The 16728-nt window shown below is 61.7% G+C and carries 14 protein-coding genes; 6 read left to right on the top strand and 8 right to left on the bottom strand.

All coding sequences use genetic code 11. The features are described 5' to 3' along the window. Nucleotides 1–4 precede the first annotated feature (4 nt). From BM132_RS14175 to mreB, 7 genes are all read right to left on the bottom strand, one after another. Complete coding sequence (locus BM132_RS14175) at nucleotides 5–868, bottom strand: carbon-nitrogen hydrolase family protein (RefSeq protein ID WP_092394121.1); 864 nt, start codon at nucleotides 866–868, stop codon at nucleotides 5–7. A 141-nt stretch (nucleotides 869–1009) separates the two neighbouring features. Further along, the gene (locus BM132_RS14170) at nucleotides 1010–4813 is read right to left on the bottom strand and encodes a YhdP family protein (protein WP_092456071.1); all 3804 of its coding nucleotides are present in this window, start codon (nucleotides 4811–4813) and stop codon (nucleotides 1010–1012) included. A gap of 61 nt (nucleotides 4814–4874) precedes the next feature. Next, entirely contained in the window at nucleotides 4875–6332 is a 1458-nt protein-coding gene (gene rng, locus BM132_RS14165; protein WP_047228677.1) for a ribonuclease G, read from the bottom strand. Between the two features lie 56 nt (nucleotides 6333–6388). After that, nucleotides 6389–6985, bottom strand: coding sequence for a Maf family protein (locus tag BM132_RS14160; protein WP_092456068.1), 597 nt, complete (start codon nucleotides 6983–6985; stop codon nucleotides 6389–6391). A 43-nt stretch (nucleotides 6986–7028) separates the two neighbouring features. Next, nucleotides 7029–7517, bottom strand: coding sequence for a rod shape-determining protein MreD (gene mreD / locus BM132_RS14155; protein WP_047228679.1), 489 nt, complete (start codon nucleotides 7515–7517; stop codon nucleotides 7029–7031). Further along, nucleotides 7517–8614 (bottom strand): rod shape-determining protein MreC, encoded by a 1098-nt coding sequence (gene mreC / locus BM132_RS14150; RefSeq protein ID WP_092394130.1) that lies wholly within the window; start codon nucleotides 8612–8614, stop codon nucleotides 7517–7519. The genes mreD and mreC overlap by 1 nt, the downstream gene beginning before the upstream one ends. 142 nt (nucleotides 8615–8756) lie before the next feature. Continuing rightward, nucleotides 8757–9794: a rod shape-determining protein MreB gene (mreB, locus tag BM132_RS14145; protein ID WP_002555108.1), complete on the bottom strand. Its 1038-nt coding sequence runs from the start codon at nucleotides 9792–9794 to the stop codon at nucleotides 8757–8759. 371 nt (nucleotides 9795–10165) lie between these two features. On the opposite strand from mreB, the gene gatC reads away from it, so the two are divergent. The 6 genes from gatC to BM132_RS14115 all read left to right on the top strand — a co-directional run bounded on the left by gatC (nucleotide 10166) and on the right by BM132_RS14115 (nucleotide 15418). Continuing rightward, nucleotides 10166–10453 (top strand): Asp-tRNA(Asn)/Glu-tRNA(Gln) amidotransferase subunit GatC, encoded by a 288-nt coding sequence (gene gatC, locus BM132_RS14140; RefSeq protein ID WP_047228681.1) that lies wholly within the window; start codon nucleotides 10166–10168, stop codon nucleotides 10451–10453. Between the two features lie 16 nt (nucleotides 10454–10469). Then, complete coding sequence (gene gatA / locus BM132_RS14135; protein ID WP_092456065.1) at nucleotides 10470–11921, top strand: Asp-tRNA(Asn)/Glu-tRNA(Gln) amidotransferase subunit GatA; 1452 nt, start codon at nucleotides 10470–10472, stop codon at nucleotides 11919–11921. Between the two features lie 10 nt (nucleotides 11922–11931). After that, complete coding sequence (gatB, locus tag BM132_RS14130; protein WP_092456062.1) at nucleotides 11932–13377, top strand: Asp-tRNA(Asn)/Glu-tRNA(Gln) amidotransferase subunit GatB; 1446 nt, start codon at nucleotides 11932–11934, stop codon at nucleotides 13375–13377. A gap of 178 nt (nucleotides 13378–13555) precedes the next feature. Then, complete coding sequence (locus BM132_RS14125; RefSeq protein ID WP_092456058.1) at nucleotides 13556–13930, top strand: septal ring lytic transglycosylase RlpA family protein; 375 nt, start codon at nucleotides 13556–13558, stop codon at nucleotides 13928–13930. 49 nt (nucleotides 13931–13979) lie between these two features. Next, nucleotides 13980–15041 carry a calcium/sodium antiporter gene (locus BM132_RS14120; RefSeq protein WP_092456523.1) on the top strand — a complete coding sequence of 354 codons (1062 nt, stop codon included), beginning with the start codon at nucleotides 13980–13982 and terminating at the stop codon, nucleotides 15039–15041. Beyond that, a complete protein-coding gene (locus BM132_RS14115; protein ID WP_003177973.1) occupies nucleotides 15038–15418 on the top strand; it encodes a carboxymuconolactone decarboxylase family protein in 381 nt (126 codons plus the stop codon). Before BM132_RS14120 ends, BM132_RS14115 begins: the two co-directional genes overlap by 4 nt. Nucleotides 15419–15494: 76 nt before the next feature. Here BM132_RS14115 and BM132_RS14110 read toward each other — a convergent pair whose 3' ends face one another. Further along, a complete protein-coding gene (locus BM132_RS14110; protein WP_092453883.1) occupies nucleotides 15495–16466 on the bottom strand; it encodes an IS110 family RNA-guided transposase in 972 nt (323 codons plus the stop codon). Between the last annotated feature and the right edge of the window lie 262 nt (nucleotides 16467–16728).

Raw genomic sequence — 16728 nt, 5'->3', positions numbered from 1 at the left:
TGTTCTACGCCTTGAATTCGTCGTCTTGGACAGGCCGCTGTCGTGCGCCCTGCGAGAAAAAGCGCCGATGGCTAGCCACCGGCATACGCGCCCGGATGGACGCCTGTTCGCTGCTGTCGCGCTCGGCCAGCAAAACGGCCTCGCCTTGATCCTGTTGCGCCAGCACACGGCCCCACGGGTCGACTATCGCTGCATGGCCAAAGGTTTCCCGTGGCCCGGGATGCAGCCCACCCTGAGCGGCGGCCAGCACATAACACTGGGTCTCGATAGCCCGGGCGCGAATCAACACCTCCCAATGGGCGGCACCGGTCACGGCGGTAAACGCCGAGGGCGCGGTGATCAATTCAGCCCCGGCGGCGCGCAGCTCGCTGTAGAGCTCCGGGAAACGCAAGTCATAACAAACCGACAGGCCAACCCGCCCTACAGGTGTATCGGCCACTACTACGTTGTAGCCATAAGCATAGTCATCAGACTCGCGATAACGGCCGCGATTGTCCGCCACATCCACATCGAACAGGTGCAGCTTGTCGTAGCGCGCGACGATCTGGCCCTGATCGTCGATCAGCAACGAACAGGCATGCACCCTGGCGTCCGGTTGGTCCACCGGCGGCAACGGCAGCGTGCCGGCCACAATCCATAACTTGAGGTCACGGGCGGTCTGTTTCAACCAGGGCAGGATCGGTCCCTGACCAAAGGCCTCGGCGCGACCGATGTCCGCCACATCCCGCCGGCCCATGGCCGCGAAGTTTTCAGGCAGCACCGCCAGCCTTGCACCGCCAGCGGCGGCCTGCTCCAGCAGCACACGAGCGCGGGCCAGATTGGCGAGCACATCGCTTTGGCTGACCATTTGAATCACTGCCACTGGCATGGTGCTTCCCCTCACTTCTCGTATCACTCACCTGTAGGAGCGGGCTTGCTCGCGAAGGCGGTATGCCTGCCCCATCAAATGTTGGATGTGCCGACGCTTTCGCGAGCAAGCCCGCTCCCACAGGAGATCGGCATCAACCGGTCAGAACGGCTTGTCGAAGGTAATCTTCGGCTCTTTCCACGGGCCCTTGACGTCGTATCTTACGCTGGCAAAGCGCGCCACACGGTCGCCGATCAGTTTGTCGATCAGAAACAGCGCCCCACCCACCGCTGGCGCGCCGACAATCAGCGCTGCAATGGGCAGGTTGTTGGTCACCGGCAGCGTCACCTGTAACTTGGCGTCGACCCGGTCGGCCACCATATCCAACGTTCCGTTGAGTTCCAGATTACTTGACGGCCCCGTCAGGGTGATCGGTTCACGGGTCACATAGACACCGTCGCTGGCCACCAGCAGCCCCTTGACCCGATCGTAGCTCAAGCCTTTGCCGAACAGGTCAGAGAAGTCCAGACGCAAGCGTCGGCCGATGGAGTTGAAATTCAACAGACCGAACACCCGCAACGCTTGAGCGCCCCCTTCTACCTCGACGAACTGCCCCTTGTTCAGCGACGCATCGAGACTCCCGGAAAAACGTTTCGTGGCGACCCATGCCGGTGAGCCGGGCCAGCGCCCATCGACATCCAGATGGAATTTCTGGCTGGTCACGCTCGGGGCATAGCCCCAGCCCTTGAGCACATCGGCCAGGTTCTTGCCACCGATGCGGCCTTTGTACCAACTGCTGGTGGAACCGGGGACACCTTCCCAGCCGCCATTGCCGCTCAAGACCATGCCCTTGAGGCCCATATCCAGGTTGTTCAAGGCAATGCCCTTGCCTGTCGGACGCACCTTCAACGACCAGGCACCAATCAGGTCGGGCCCCTGGAACAACTGGTCAATGACAATATCCATGGCCGGAATGTTGCTGGGATCGACCGAGGCCAGCGGGTCCGGCGCGTTTTCGTCGGTCTGGACCGTCGGGTCGGCGGCCGGCAGACGAATGTAGTCAAGCTTGATACCGATCGGTGCGGCCTTCGCGTCCGGCAGACTGGCGGTGCCCTTGGCCTGCTCGCTGGCAAGTCGCAAAGCCCAGGCGTCAGGCTTGCGGTCCAGTTGCACCGACGCCCGGTCCAGGGTCGTGCCCATGGCAGTGAGCTTGCCGATGTTCAGATCAACGCTGCTGAGCAGTTGTTTGGCGCTACCGCCCGGATCCTGCCCCGCATACTTGCCCACCAGCTCTTGCCACGGACTGACATCCAGTTCCGATAATGTCCCGCGCAGGCGCAGGCCCTTGCCTCCTGGCAGAATCGCATCACCGCTACCGAGCAAGAGCTCACCGCGACCGTCTGCAACCTGTCCGTTCGGCGCCGCGTAGGTGAAGCTGGCCAGGTCGCCATAATCCACCCAGTAACGGCGCTCGGCGCCTTGCAAGGTCATGCGAAACACCGTGTCACGCCCGGCATCGGCCGCCAGACCGAAAGGCGCGGGCAGATCCACGGCCACGCCCTTGAGACTGGAACTGACCGACAGTTGGCTGTCGGCACCGTCGAGGATCACCTGCAACTGATACGGCACCACCCCGGCCACCGGCAATGGCTGTGTAACCTTCAGCCAGTCAGTGAGTTTCTTGACCTCCACCTGTCCGGAGGCGGCCACCCGCGTCGTCAGTTCACCAGCACGGCCTTCGGCAAAAATCTGCGCGGTCACGGGTCGGTCGAACGCCCTGGCCGCGATATTTTTGCCGCTCAGTCCTTTGTTGCTGTCGAAGCGGAAATCGCCCTTGAGCTGCGTCAGCTCCAGCACCGGCTCGCTGAGCTTGAGCCGGGCCTTGTCGGTCTTGAAGTCCACCAGGATCTTCGGTTCTTCGTCTTTCGCCAAAGGAATATCCAGCTTCACACTGCCTTGCAGGCCGCCCTCGCCTTCCCAGCCGGCGAACGTCTGCGCCGTACCGATCGGCGCCGTCTGCAGGATTTTCAAACCGTCGCCCAAGCCACCGGCGAACTCGCCGTCCAAGAGCAGATGGGAGTTCTGGCCGCTGGGCACATGGGGGATGTTCACCGAAACATTCCTGACCTGGGTGTCCAGTAACTGCCCCTGGCTTGCAAAGATACGCACGCCGCTGTCTTCGACGAAAACATCACCGCTGACCTTGCTCACCGAAGGCCAACCCGGCTGAAACGCCAGCTCGGCATCATGCACCTTGAAAAACAGGCTGATGCTGCGAGCCGCGTCTTCGGCGCCCTGGTTCAGCGAACCTTGATACTGGAAAAACCCCTGATCCACCGCGCCCTTGACGATGGCGGTGCGCAGCCACTCATCCAGAGCAGGGCTCAGGACAGCAGGCAGGTACTTGGCGGTATAGCGCCCGTCGCCATCCACCAGGCCGACCCGCAGGTCCATGTAGTCTTCCTGGCTGTGGTCAAAATGCAGGCGAATCAGGAAGTCACCGGCAATCCGGCCCTCCTCCCCCAGTACTTTCAGGTACGGAGCAATCAGCGTGAAACCTTGTTTGTCCAGCTTCCAGGTCAGCCGGGCGTTGGCCTGCAAGTATTGCCAGGGCTTGGCGAAGATGGGGTCCAGGTGCAGGGAAAAATCCTTGCTGTCCATGCGCAGCTCGCCGCCGCCCAGGTCGCCGCTCAGGCTCCCGGACACGTTGCGCGCCGCCGGGGCGCCGCGATAGGCATCAAAGCCTACGGTGTCCAGGTTGGTGGCGAAGCTGACTTTCTGATCACCGCTGTTCTGCGGGCGGTAGTCCACCAGCACGTTGCGCAGGCCGCCCGTGAACTTGAGCCGGTCGATCGCCGTGGCAACGCCTTCAGGCAACGGCGCCAGGGCATGGAGCAACGGCGTCAGCGGTGTGAGGTCGAGACGATCAGCCTGCACGTGCCAGAGTTCTTCGGTTTTTTCGGTGGCGTTATTCTGTTGCAACTGCAGGCGCGATTCCCAACGGGTTTCGCCCAGGCTCATTGCCAGGGAGTCGAAGGTTGCGCTGAATCCTTGGCCACTGCGCTGGAAATACCCGTTGAGCGCCAGGTTATGGATCTGTACCGGCTTGCGCTCGGCATAGGCGCCCTGGATGTCCGGCGCGTTCAGTCGAATGGCCGCGCTTTGCACGGTGCCCGCCCCCCAGCTCAGCCAGAACTCTGCGCCCGCCTTGATCCGGGAAAAATGCCATTGTCGGGTCAGGCGTTCCGGCAGCCATTTGGACCAATCGCTTTGCGGCAGGCTCAGGTAGACATCGGCCTGGCCGTTCTTCCAGTCGCTGGCGCGGATACGGGTGCGCAGGTTGATCGCGACGGGCTGGCCGTCAGGCAGGGTCAGTCGTGCATCCAGACGCTGACGGGCAATACCGGTACGCAGGCTCAGGCCAACATAGGTCAGGGTCAGCGGCGGTTGCTCCAGCGGCTGCAAGGTCACTTGGCTGTCGAGCACCGACAGCTTCGCGATCATCTGCATGCGTTCGAGCAGTTGCTGAGGATCCAGGGGCTGATCGTCCTGCACTGGCAGCCCCTCCAGGGCCCACTTGCCGTCGGCGCCCTCCTTGAGGCTGATCTTCAGGCCGCTGAGTTCCAGGTGAGCAATGCGCACCTGACGCGCCACCAGGCTGCCCCACAAGTCCGGCACGGCCCGTACCTGATCCAGATGCAAGGCATTGGCGCCCTCGCCGACCATCACGTCGTGGGCCAGCAAGATGGGCGCCAGGGCGCTCCAGCTACCGTCCAGGCTGCCGATATGCACGGGGATACCCAATGCTTCGCTGGCGCGGGTCTGGACCTCGGCGCGGTATTCGGCCACCAGCGGAGCCAGTTCCCGTCCGAGGCTGACATACAGTGCCACCAGCACCAACAGCAGCGCGCACAGGCCCAGGCCCCAACGGGTCAGCGCGGCCAAAATGCGTGTCAGACGCTCCATGTCAGCGGGCTCCCCTGGCAAAAGTATTCAAATCCGCGGGGCTGCCGCTCATGAAGCCACTTCAGAGCAGCACCACGTCGTATTGTTCCTGGGAATACATGGTTTCCACCTGAAAGCGAATCGTACGACCGATAAAGGCCTCCAGTTCCGCAACGTTTCCTGACTCTTCATCGAGCAGGCGATCCACCACTTTCTGGTTCGCCAACACTCTATAACCTGTGGCCTGGTAAGCGCGTGCCTCCCGGAGGATTTCCCGGAAGATTTCGTAACACACGGTTTCCGGGGTCTTGAGCTTGCCCCGGCCCTGGCAACTGCTGCACGGTTCGCACAGAACTTGCTCAAGGCTCTCGCGAGTGCGCTTGCGGGTCATCTGCACCAGGCCTAGCTCGGTGATACCGATGATGTTGGTCTTGGCGTGGTCGCGCTCAAGTTGTTTTTCCAGGGTCCGCAGCACCTGGCGCTGGTGCTCTTCATGCTCCATGTCGATGAAGTCGATGATGATGATTCCGCCCAGGTTGCGCAGGCGCAGTTGACGAGCGATGGCGGTGGCCGCTTCCAGGTTGGTCTTGAAGATGGTTTCTTCGAGGTTGCGATGGCCGACGAACGCCCCGGTGTTGACGTCAATGGTGCTCATGGCCTCGGCCGGGTCCACCACCAGATAGCCGCCGGACTTGAGCGGCACCTTGCGCTCCAGGGCCTTCTGGATTTCGTCTTCGACGCCGTACAGGTCGAAAATCGGCCGCTCGCCGGGGTAATGCTCGAGACGATCAGCAATCTCCGGCATCAGTTCCGCGACAAACTGGGTGGTTTTCTGGAAGGTTTCCCGGGAGTCGATGCGGATTTTCTCGATCTTGGGGCTGACCAGGTCCCGCAGGGTCCGCAACGCCAGACCGAGGTCTTCGTAGATCACGCTGGGGGTGGCGATGGTCTTGATCTGATCGGCGATCTGGTCCCAGAGCCTGCGCAAGTAGCGGATGTCCATGAGAATTTCATCGGCCCCGGCCCCTTCGGCGGCGGTGCGCAGGATGAAACCTCCCGCTTCCTTGATGCCCTCTTTCTCCACGCAATCGCTGACCACCTGCTTGAGGCGCTCGCGCTCGGCTTCGTCTTCGATCTTCAGGGAAATGCCAACGTGGGCGGTACGCGGCATGTACACCAGGTAGCGCGACGGAATCGACAACTGCGTGGTCAGGCGCGCGCCCTTGGAACCGATGGGGTCCTTGGTGACCTGGACCACCAGGCTCTGGCCTTCATGAACCAGGGCACTGATGCTCTCCACGGCCGGGCCTTCACGCATGGATATTTCCGAGGCATGAATGAATGCCGCGCGATCCAGGCCAATGTCGACGAACGCCGCCTGCATGCCCGGCAACACCCGCACCACCTTGCCTTTATAGATATTGCCGACGATGCCACGTTTTTGCGTGCGCTCGACGTGAACTTCTTGCAGAACACCGTTTTCAACCACCGCCACGCGCGATTCCATCGGCGTGATGTTGATCAGGATCTCTTCACTCATGGCAGGGTCTCGTTCAGGCGTGTTCACGATAATGGCCGCATCAAGTCAGACGGCGCTCAGCGCGCGCTCAGGGTTTGCCAACAGGGTATGCCGAAATGGCCCAACAGCTCCGAGGTTTCGCACAGCGGCAAGCCGACCACGGCTGAATAGCTGCCTTCAAGCCCGGCGACAAATACCGCCCCCCAGCCCTGAATACCATAGCCGCCGGCCTTGTCCCGGGGCTCACCGCTGTTCCAATAGGCTAGCGCTTGCTGCTCGGTGATGGTGCGAAAGCTCACCCGGCTGCGGACCACACGGGATTCACAACGTTGTGCGTCCAGCACGGCAATGGCGGTCAGCACCTCATGGTCACGACCGGACAGGCTCAAAAGCATCGCCATGGCGTCGGCCTGATCCAGCGGCTTGCCCAGAATCCGCCCGTCCAGCACCACGGCGGTGTCGGCGCCCAGCACGCAGCCGTCCACGCCTGCGGCCAAAACACATCGCCCGGCCTCGGCCTTGCCGCGCGCCAGGCGTTCGACATAGGCCGAAGGGGTTTCGTCATCCAGGGGAGTTTCATCGATGTCCGCATTGACGGCGGTGAATGACACGCCAATCTGTGCGAGCAACTCACGCCGACGCGGCGAGCCTGAGGCGAGGTACAGCGGTTTCATCAGGACATCTCCCTCTCAAGGTGCGGGCCAATGCCTGACCGAATCAGTTGATTTTGAAACGCAGGCGCAAGCCACGCAAACCGAAGCTGACCCACGGCCAGAGCAAGGCACTGACCAGCGCCGGCAGCACCAGCGCCAGGGTCGGCTGGCGATTGCCGGTCAGCGCGCTGAGCCACAGTTGCACCAACTGCGCCAGGCCAAAAATCACCAGGATCACCAGGCACTGCTGCCACATGGGGAACATCCGTAGCCGTTGTTGCAGCGATAGCACCAGGAACGTGATCAGCGTCAGGATCAGCGCGTTCTGCCCCAGCAACGTGCCATAAAGCACGTCCTCGGCCAGCCCCAGGCACCAGGCGGTGACCATGCCGACCTTGTGCGGCAGCGCCAGCGCCCAGAATGCCAGCAGCAGCGCCAGCCACAGCGGGCGCAGGATTTCCATGAATTGTGGCAGCGGCGAAACGCTGAGCAACAGGCCGATGGCGAACGTCAGCCAGACCATCCAGCCGTTACCGGAATGTGTACTGCTCATTATTCTCGTGCTCCCCTGGTGGCTGGCGCGGCGGCCGGCGTGGAGACAGGCGGTTTGGCCGCGGGCCTTGCGGGTTGAGTCGCCGGCGCTTGGGTGGCCGGCGTCGCAGCCGGAGCGGTCGCTGGCGTTGGAGCCGGGGTCGTTGCAGCCGGGGCAGGTGCCGGTGTTGTGCCCGGGGCTGTCGCCGGGGCAACCGGGGTCGCGGTCGACTCGCCGTTCTGCCGGTCCTCGGCCTCCTGGGCCACGGCGGCGTCGTTGGCGCGCTCTTCCGGGGTGCGGTTGTCGCTGAATACCAGCAGCAGGTATCGGCTGCGATTCAGCGCAGCCGTTGGCACCGCACGCACGATGGCGAACGGCTGACCGGAGTCGTGTATGACCTCCTTGACCGTCGCCACCGGATACCCGGCCGGGAATCGCTGACCGAGACCGGAGCTGACCAGCAGGTCGCCTTCCTTGATGTCGGCGGTGTCTGCGACATGCCGCAGCTCCAGGCGCTCCGGATTACCGGTGCCGCTGGCAATCGCCCGCAAGCCGTTGCGGTTGACCTGCACGGGAATGCTATGGGTGGTATCGGTCAGCAACAGCACGCGAGAGGTATAGGGCATCAACTCCACCACCTGCCCCATCAGGCCGCGGGCATCGAGTACCGGCTGGCCGAGGACAACACCGTCGCGCTCACCCTTGTTGATGATGATGCGATGGGTAAAGGGGTTGGGGTCCATACCGATCAACTCGGCCACTTCGACCTTCTCGTTGACCAGCGCCGAGGAATTGAGCAACTCGCGCAGCCGCACGTTCTGCTCGGTGAGGGCCGCCAGCTTCTGCATGCGTCCCTGCAACAGCAGGTTCTCGGTCTTGAGTTTTTCGTTTTCGGCCACCAACTCGGTCCGGCTGCCGAATTGGCTGGCCACACCCTGCCACAAGCGCTGCGGCAAATCGGTGATCCAGTAGGATTCCATCAATACCAGCGACATCTGGCTGCGCACTGGCTTGAGCAGCGTGAAACGGGCATCGACCACCATCAGCGCGACCGACAGCACGGTCAGCACCAGCAGGCGCACACCCAATGAGGGGCCTTTGGCGAAAAGCGGTTTAATAGGCCGCTCCTCCCAGGCAAATGTTTTCTTTATTCATACGGCATCAAACCGGCCTGGATACGAATGACAGAAGATAAACGTCAACGGGCAGCACTGCAAAGTGCTGCCCGGGGAGCGAACAACATAGACCATCCAGGCGGGCTTATTCGCTGGAGAGCAGATCCATGGTGTGCTTGTCCATCATTTCCAATGCACGGCCACCGCCGCGGGCAACGCAAGTCAGCGGGTCTTCGGCAACGATCACCGGCAAGCCGGTTTCCTGGGCCAGCAGCTTGTCGAGGTCACGCAGCAGCGCGCCACCACCGGTCAGCACCAGGCCGCGCTCGGCGATGTCCGACGCCAGTTCCGGCGGCGACTGCTCCAGAGCACTCTTGACCGCCTGCACGATGGTCGCCAGCGACTCTTGCAGCGCTTCGAGCACTTCGTTGGAGTTGAGGGTGAATGCACGTGGAACGCCTTCAGCCAGGTTACGGCCGCGGACGTCGACTTCACGCACTTCGCCGCCCGGATAGGCCGTGCCGATTTCCTGCTTGATACGCTCGGCGGTGGATTCGCCGATCAGGCTGCCGTAGTTGCGACGCACGTAGGTGATGATCGCTTCGTCGAAACGGTCGCCACCCACACGGACGGACTCGGCGTAGACCACACCGTTGAGGGAGATCAAGGCGATTTCAGTGGTACCACCACCGATGTCGACAACCATCGAACCGCGGGCCTCTTCGACCGGCAGGCCGGCACCGATGGCAGCGGCCATCGGTTCTTCGATCAGGAACACTTCACGGGCACCGGCGCCAAGGGCCGACTCACGGATGGCACGACGCTCCACCTGGGTGGACTTGCAGGGCACGCAGATCAGCACACGAGGGCTGGGCTGCAGGAAACTGTTTTCGTGAACTTTGTTGATGAAGTACTGCAGCATCTTTTCGCAGACGCTGAAGTCGGCGATCACGCCGTCCTTCATGGGGCGAATGGCTGCAATGTTGCCCGGAGTACGGCCCAGCATGCGCTTGGCTTCGGTACCGACAGCCACGACACTTTTCTGGTTACCGTGGGTGCGGATGGCCACGACCGAGGGTTCATTCAGGACGATACCGCGCTCGCGCACGTAAATAAGGGTGTTGGCAGTGCCCAGGTCAATGGAAAGATCGCTGGAAAACATGCCACGCAGTTTCTTGAACATGGGAAAGGGACCCTAGGCAACGCGTGGGTAAAAAAGTGCGGCAAACTCTAACAACGACAGGGATTTTGGGCAAGGCGCCAATATGTTAAATTGGCCGCTTTTATGTGCACCAAACCCCACAATCGCGGCCAGTGCCCTGTTTCGCAGATACGTTCCTTTTTTGACGAGTGTCTATTGTCGTCAGGCAAGGCGCCGCGACGAGTCATAGCCCGCTATGGCGAGAAGCGGCAACGCAGCATGACGGCAATAGACGCCGTCAAAAAGGAACAGTATCTGTGATACAGGGCACTGGACCGTAGAAATGCGGTAGTGTTCCGACAATCTAACACACGGACAGATTGCGTCCGTTTTGTTTTCCACTGGAGAATCCCATGGCGCTTGAACGCTCCGACGTGGAAAAAATCGCTCATCTGGCCTGTCTGGGCCTCGATGAAGCCGATCTTCCACACATTACTTCTGCCCTGAACAGCATTCTGGGGCTGGTCGACGAGATGCAGGCGGTCAACACCGACGGCATCGAACCCCTGGCCCACCCACTGGAAGCCAGCCAGCGCCTGCGCGCCGACGTCGTGACCGAGTCCAATCACCGCGAGGCCTACCAGTCCATCGCACCAGCGGTCGAAAACGGCCTGTACCTGGTTCCGAAAGTCATCGACTAAAGGGAAAGAGCCTCTCATGCATCACATGACCCTGGCCGAGATCGCCCGCGGACTCGCCGATAAAAAGTTTTCTTCCGAAGAGCTGACCCAGACCCTGCTGGCGCGCATCGTCCAGCTCGACCCGCAGCTCAACAGCTTCATCAGCCTCACCGAAGAACTGGCCCTGAGCCAGGCCAAGGCCGCCGACGCCCGTCGCGCCAACGGTGAGAGCGGCGCCCTGCTCGGCGCTCCGATTGCCCACAAGGATCTGTTCTGCACCCAAGGCATCCGCACCAGTTGCGGCTCGAAGATGCTCGACAACTTCAAGGCTCCGTATGACGCCACCGTGGTCGCCAAACTGGCCGCCGCCGGCGCCGTGACCCTGGGCAAGACCAACATGGACGAATTCGCCATGGGTTCGGCCAACGAGTCGAGCTACTACGGCGCCGTGAAAAACCCGTGGAACCTGGAACACGTACCGGGTGGTTCGTCCGGTGGTTCCGCCGCCGCCGTGGCCGCGCGCCTGTTGCCGGCCGCCACCGCCACCGACACCGGCGGTTCGATTCGCCAGCCGGCGGCATTCACCAACCTCACGGGCCTCAAGCCGACCTATGGCCGCGTCTCGCGCTGGGGCATGATCGCCTACGCCTCCAGCCTCGATCAGGGCGGCCCGCTGGCCCGCACCGCCGAAGACTGCGCGATCCTGCTGCAAGGCATGGCCGGCTTCGATCCAAACGACTCCACCAGCATCGATGAGCCCGTGCCGGACTACAGCGCCAGCCTCAACGGCTCGTTGCAGGGCCTGCGCATCGGTGTGCCGAAGGAATATTTCAGCGCCGGCCTGGACCCGCGCATCGCCGAACTGACCCACAACAGCATCAAGGCGCTGGAGAAGCTCGGCGCGGTGATCAAGCCAATCAGCCTGCCGAACATGCAGCACGCGATTCCGGCGTACTACGTGATCGCCCCGGCGGAAGCGTCCTCGAACCTGTCGCGTTTCGACGGCGTGCGCTTCGGCTATCGCTGCGAAAACCCGGACAACCTGATGGACCTGTACAAGCGTTCCCGTGGCGAAGGCTTCGGCGCCGAAGTGCAGCGTCGGATCATGGTCGGTGCCTACGCACTGTCCGCCGGCTACTACGATGCCTACTACCTCAAGGCGCAGAAAATCCGTCGTCTGGTGAAGAACGACTTCATGGCCGCCTTCAACGAGGTCGACATCATCCTTGGCCCGACCACGCCGAACCCGGCCTGGAAACTCGGCGCCAAGAGCAGCGACCCGGTCGCTGAGTACCTGGAAGACGTCTACACCATCACCGCCAACCTCGCTGGCCTGCCGGGCCTGTCCATGCCAGCCGGTTTCGTCGACGGCCTGCCGGTAGGCGTGCAGCTACTCGCGCCGTATTTCCAGGAAGGTCGCCTGCTCAATGTGGCTCACCAGTATCAGTTGAACACTGACTGGCACACCCGCACCCCAACCGGCTTCTGAGGAGAAACACATGCAATGGGAAGTCGTGATCGGGCTGGAGATTCATACCCAGCTCACCACCCGGTCGAAAATCTTTTCCGGTAGTTCCACCATCTTCGGTTCCGAACCCAACACCCAGGCCAGCCTGGTCGACCTGGGCATGCCCGGCGTGCTGCCGGTACTCAACGCCGAAGCCGTGCGCATGGCGGTGATGTTCGGCCTGGCGATTGACGCCGAGATTGGCCAGCACAACGTATTCGCCCGCAAGAACTACTTCTACCCGGACCTGCCCAAGGGCTACCAGATCAGCCAGATGGAGTTGCCGATTGTCGGCAAGGGCCACCTGGACATCGCCCTGGAAGACGGCACGGTCAAGCGCGTCGGCATCACCCGTGCGCACCTGGAAGAAGACGCCGGCAAGAGCCTGCACGAAGAATTCAACGGCGCCACCGGCATCGACCTGAACCGTGCCGGCACGCCGTTGCTGGAAATCGTCTCCGAACCGGACATGCGCAGCGCCAAGGAAGCCGTGGCCTACGTCAAGGCGATCCACGCGCTGGTGCGCTACCTGGGCATTTGCGACGGCAACATGGCCGAAGGCTCGCTGCGTTGCGACTGCAACGTGTCGATCCGACCCAAGGGCCAGGTTGAATTCGGCACCCGCTGCGAGATCAAGAACGTCAACTCGTTCCGTTTCATCGAGAAGGCGATCAACAGCGAGATCCAGCGCCAGATCGAACTGATCGAGGACGGCGGCAAGGTCATCCAGCAGACCCGACTGTACGACCCGAACAAGGACGAGACCCGTCCGATGCGCAGTAAAGAGGAAGCCAACGACTACCGTTACTTCCCCGACCCGGACCTGCTGCCGGTGGTGATCGAGGACTCGTTCCTCAATGACGTGCGTGCCACCTTGCCGGAACTGCCACCCCAGAAACGCGAGCGCTTCCAGGCGCAGTTCGGGCTGTCGAGCTATGACGCCAACGTCCTGGCCACCAGCCGCGAACAGGCCGATTACTTCGAAAAAGTCGTGAGCATCGGCGGCGACGCCAAGCTGGCGGCCAACTGGGTGATGGTCGAGTTGGGCAGTCTGCTGAACAAGCAGGGCCTGGAGATCGACCAGTCGCCGGTGTCGGCCGAGCAACTGGGCGGCATGCTGTTGCGGATCAAGGACAACACCATTTCCGGCAAGATCGCCAAAATGGTCTTCGAAGCCATGGCCAATGGTGAAGGCAGCGCCGATGAGATCATCGAGAAGCGCGGTTTGAAGCAAGTCACCGACAGCGGTGCGATCAGCGCCGTACTCGATGAAATGCTCGCGGCCAACGCCGAGCAAGTCGAGCAATACCGCGCGGCAGACGAAGCCAAGCGCGGCAAGATGTTCGGTTTCTTCGTCGGCCAGGCCATGAAAGCCTCCAAGGGCAAGGCCAACCCGCAGCAGGTCAACGAACTGCTTAAAAGCAAGCTCGAGGGCTGATGACCATGGGGCCAGTCTTGCTGTCTGGCTCAATTCCCTGTGGGAGCGAGCCTGTGGGAGCAAAGCTTGCTCGCGATGAAGACGCCTGGATCTGTCAGTGGACCGCGTTATCGTTCGTCGCGAGCAAGCTTTGCTCCCACAGGGTTTGCTCCAACATTTTGTTTTCGGAATCCTTTCCATGAAGCGTCTTCTCGGCGCCTGCGCCCTGTCCCTGCTGGCCGGTTGTGCCAGCCAGAGTGGGACGGTCGATCCACACGGCTATGACCAGACCGGTGTCGCCTCTTATTACGGTGCCAGGCACCATGGCAAGCGCACCGCCAGCGGCGAGCGCTTCAACCAGCATGGCCTGACCGCCGCCCATCGCCAGCTGCCGTTCGGCACGCGGGTGAAAGTCACCAACCTGAAAAACAACGACAGTGTCGTGGTCCGCATCAACGACCGTGGCCCCTACACTCGTGGCCGCCTGATCGATGTATCCCGCGCTGCGGCCGAACAACTGGGCATGTTGCGCAGCGGCACCGCACGGGTGCGCGTGCAAGCCCTCGACGATTGATAGACGGAGCCCGGTCATTTCCCTACTCAATGCCATCCCGCTGCTGAGCCTGATCGAACTGTTCGGTGGCCTGCTGTTGCTGATCGTCGGTGCCGAGCTGCTGGTGCGCGCCGCCGTGGGCCTGGCGGCGCGTCTGCAGGTGCGACCGCTGATCATCGGCTTGAGCGTGGTCGCCTTTGGCAGCAGCGCCCCGCAAATGGCCGTCAGCCTGCAAGCCACTCTGGCGCAGAACGCCGACATCGCCGTGGGCAGCGTGATCGGCAGCAGCATCTTCAACATCCTCGTCACTCTCGGATTGTCGGCCCTGATCATTCCGCTGCGCGTCTCGCGTCAACTGGTGCGCCTGGACATCCCGCTGATGATCGGCGCCAGCCTGCTGGTGTTCGTACTGGCCTGGAACGAGGAACTGACGCAACTGGACGGCGTGCTGCTGTTGATGGCCCTGGCGGCGTACCTGGGCCTGTTGCTGCGCCAGTCGCGGCATTCGGGACGACCGCACGGGATGGGCGTGGACGTGGCACAAGTGTCATGGCCCAAGAGCCTGTCGATGATGGTCGTGGGCCTGGCGATGCTGATTTTCGCCGGGCACTTGCTGTTGGGCGCGGCGGTGGAAGTGGCGACGGACCTGGGGCTGTCGGAACGCATCATCGGCCTGACCATCGTCGCCGTCAGCACCTCGCTGCCGGAACTCGCCACCTCGCTGATCGCCGCCCTGCGGGGCCAGCGAGACATTGCCGTGGGCAACGTGATCGGCAGCAACCTGTTCAACCTGCTGGGCGTGCTGGGCGTGACAGCCCTCGCCGCGCCCTCGCCGCTCTCGGTGTCCCCCAATGCTCTGGATTTCGACCTGCCAGTGATGCTCGGCGTGGCGGTGCTGTGCCTGCCGGTGTTTTATTCCGGCTACCGCGTCACCCGCGCCGAAGGCCTGCTGTTTTTGGGCTTGTACCTGGCCTATGGGCTGCATGTGGTCTCGTTCACCACCGGCATGCCCCTGGCCGGGCAACTGGAACGCCTGATGCTGTTCTATGTGCTGCCGGCCTTGCTCGCGTTTTTGCTGTTCACCTCCTTGCGCGCCTGGCGCCGTCAACACCACAAGAGGGATTTGCCATGACCGACACTCCAAAGACCGGCCTGGACATGCGTCGCCAGGTGATGGGCGACGCGTTCGTCGACCGTGCCCTGGGCAACGCCACCGAATTCACCCAGCCGTTGCAGGATTTCGTCAACGAACACGCCTGGGGCAGCGTCTGGAGCCGAGAAGGCCTGCCGCTCAAAACCCGCAGCCTGATCACCCTCGCCGCCCTCACCGCCCTCAAATGCCCGCAGGAATTGAAAGGCCACGTGCGCGGGGCCTTGAACAATGGCTGCACGGTAGAAGAGATTCGCGAGGCATTGCTGCATTGCGCGGTGTATGCCGGGGTGCCGGCGGCAATCGATGCATTCAGGGCGGCGCAGGAAGTGATCGATAGCTACCAGAAGCCTGAATAATTTTTCTTGTTTGAAAAGATCGCAGCCTTCGGCAGCTCCTACAGAAAATGCGCCCCTGTAGATACCGTCTTAAATCTCACCGGGCAAGCGCAAGTTTTGGGTCATATGGCAGACCTGACTTGAGCACTCCGTAAACGAAGTGCAGCAGTTTGCGCATCGCTGCGCAGATGATCTGCTTGGGGGCCTTGCCGTTGGCCTCCAAGCGTTCTTTCATCGCCATGATCGCGTTATTGTGTTTCAGCGCCACCATGCCAGGCATGTAAAGGCCTGCACGCAGCCGTGCTGAGCCGATTCTCGAAATTAGGGTGTGGCCCTTGAGCTTCCCTGATTCCTGCAACTTGGGGTTCAGCCCAGCAGCGGCGACAAGTTGGCGAGGATCGCTGTACTTGCGCAAGTCACCCAGCTCGGCCAGCAATCGCTCAAGCGTTTTCTGTCCGATGCCGTCGATGGTCACGATCAGATCCCGCATCTGGCGCATGTCCGGGTCGTCATCAATGTGCTTTTTGATCGCCTTATGCGTTTCTACGATCTCTTTTTCGATATGGCGCAGAACGGAGTTGATCGAGTCTTTGACCTTTTCGTCAGACACATCCAGACGATTACGCTCCATTTGCTCCATTTCCTGAAGGTCATCCAAACGGCGCACCATCGCTTTCAACTGGCGATATTTCAGTGGCTCAGGCGCCCAGGGCTGAAGCTTCTGATCTTTTTCTCGGGCGAAGTCAGCGATCAGCTTGGCGTCGCTTTTATCGGTCTTGATTCGGCGCAGTTCACTGTCCGCGTACGCTTTGGTCGTGGCCGGGTTCACTACGCAGACCCGGAAACCCTTGTTGTAGACGAACTCGGCAAGCTCCAGGTGGTAGACGCTGGTGGCTTCCATCACGATCAGGGCCGAACGCTCGACGTGTTTGTCCAGCCAGGTCTCAAACTCTTTGAAACCCTTCGGATCGTTGCCCAGCTTGGCCTTGGTTTTGTGCTTGCCATTGGGCAAATGTGTAGCAATATCAAAGGTGTTCTTTGCGATGTCGACGCCAACGAAACCTGACATGATCGTCTCTCCACTTGGTCCCTTTTGCGATCATCACTTCACTCTGTCCAACCTTGCGAATGCGAGCTCTAGCCTGAGGCGGGCCCAAGATACCGTTCGAACTGTATGAGTGAGTGTGGAGGGCTGGAGCACAATCTACGTCACAGGCAAAAAGCCTAAGGAGCTGCACGGCTTCCAAGTCCCTCCCTCGATGATCAGTCGAGAACTATCGCTCCTGACAGGGCGATAGTCGATATACAAGGAGCTGCCGAAGGCTGCGATC

Origin of the sequence: Pseudomonas sp. NFACC45 (genome assembly GCF_900113505.1) — a bacterium.
Lineage (GTDB): Bacteria > Pseudomonadota > Gammaproteobacteria > Pseudomonadales > Pseudomonadaceae > Aquipseudomonas > Aquipseudomonas tehranensis.
The sequence above is the reverse complement of the archived record's forward strand: the minus strand, read 5'-3'. Positions and strand labels throughout refer to the sequence as shown.

Excerpts from the sequence above, each read along its gene's own strand:
- gatA (WP_092456065.1), top strand. The coding sequence starts at position 10,470 with ATGCATCACATGACCCTGGCCGAGATCGCCCGCGGACTCGCCGATAAA.
- mreB (WP_002555108.1), bottom strand. The coding sequence starts at position 9,794 with ATGTTCAAGAAACTGCGTGGCATGTTTTCCAGCGATCTTTCCATTGAC.
- BM132_RS14125 (WP_092456058.1), top strand. The coding sequence starts at position 13,556 with ATGAAGCGTCTTCTCGGCGCCTGCGCCCTGTCCCTGCTGGCCGGTTGT.
- BM132_RS14115 (WP_003177973.1), top strand. The coding sequence starts at position 15,038 with ATGACCGACACTCCAAAGACCGGCCTGGACATGCGTCGCCAGGTGATG.
- BM132_RS14175 (WP_092394121.1), bottom strand. The coding sequence starts at position 868 with ATGCCAGTGGCAGTGATTCAAATGGTCAGCCAAAGCGATGTGCTCGCC.
- gatC (WP_047228681.1), top strand. The coding sequence starts at position 10,166 with ATGGCGCTTGAACGCTCCGACGTGGAAAAAATCGCTCATCTGGCCTGT.
- mreD (WP_047228679.1), bottom strand. The coding sequence starts at position 7,517 with ATGAGCAGTACACATTCCGGTAACGGCTGGATGGTCTGGCTGACGTTC.
- rng (WP_047228677.1), bottom strand. The coding sequence starts at position 6,332 with ATGAGTGAAGAGATCCTGATCAACATCACGCCGATGGAATCGCGCGTG.
- BM132_RS14170 (WP_092456071.1), bottom strand. The coding sequence starts at position 4,813 with ATGGAGCGTCTGACACGCATTTTGGCCGCGCTGACCCGTTGGGGCCTG.
- BM132_RS14160 (WP_092456068.1), bottom strand. The coding sequence starts at position 6,985 with ATGAAACCGCTGTACCTCGCCTCAGGCTCGCCGCGTCGGCGTGAGTTG.
- BM132_RS14110 (WP_092453883.1), bottom strand. The coding sequence starts at position 16,466 with ATGTCAGGTTTCGTTGGCGTCGACATCGCAAAGAACACCTTTGATATT.
- gatB (WP_092456062.1), top strand. The coding sequence starts at position 11,932 with ATGCAATGGGAAGTCGTGATCGGGCTGGAGATTCATACCCAGCTCACC.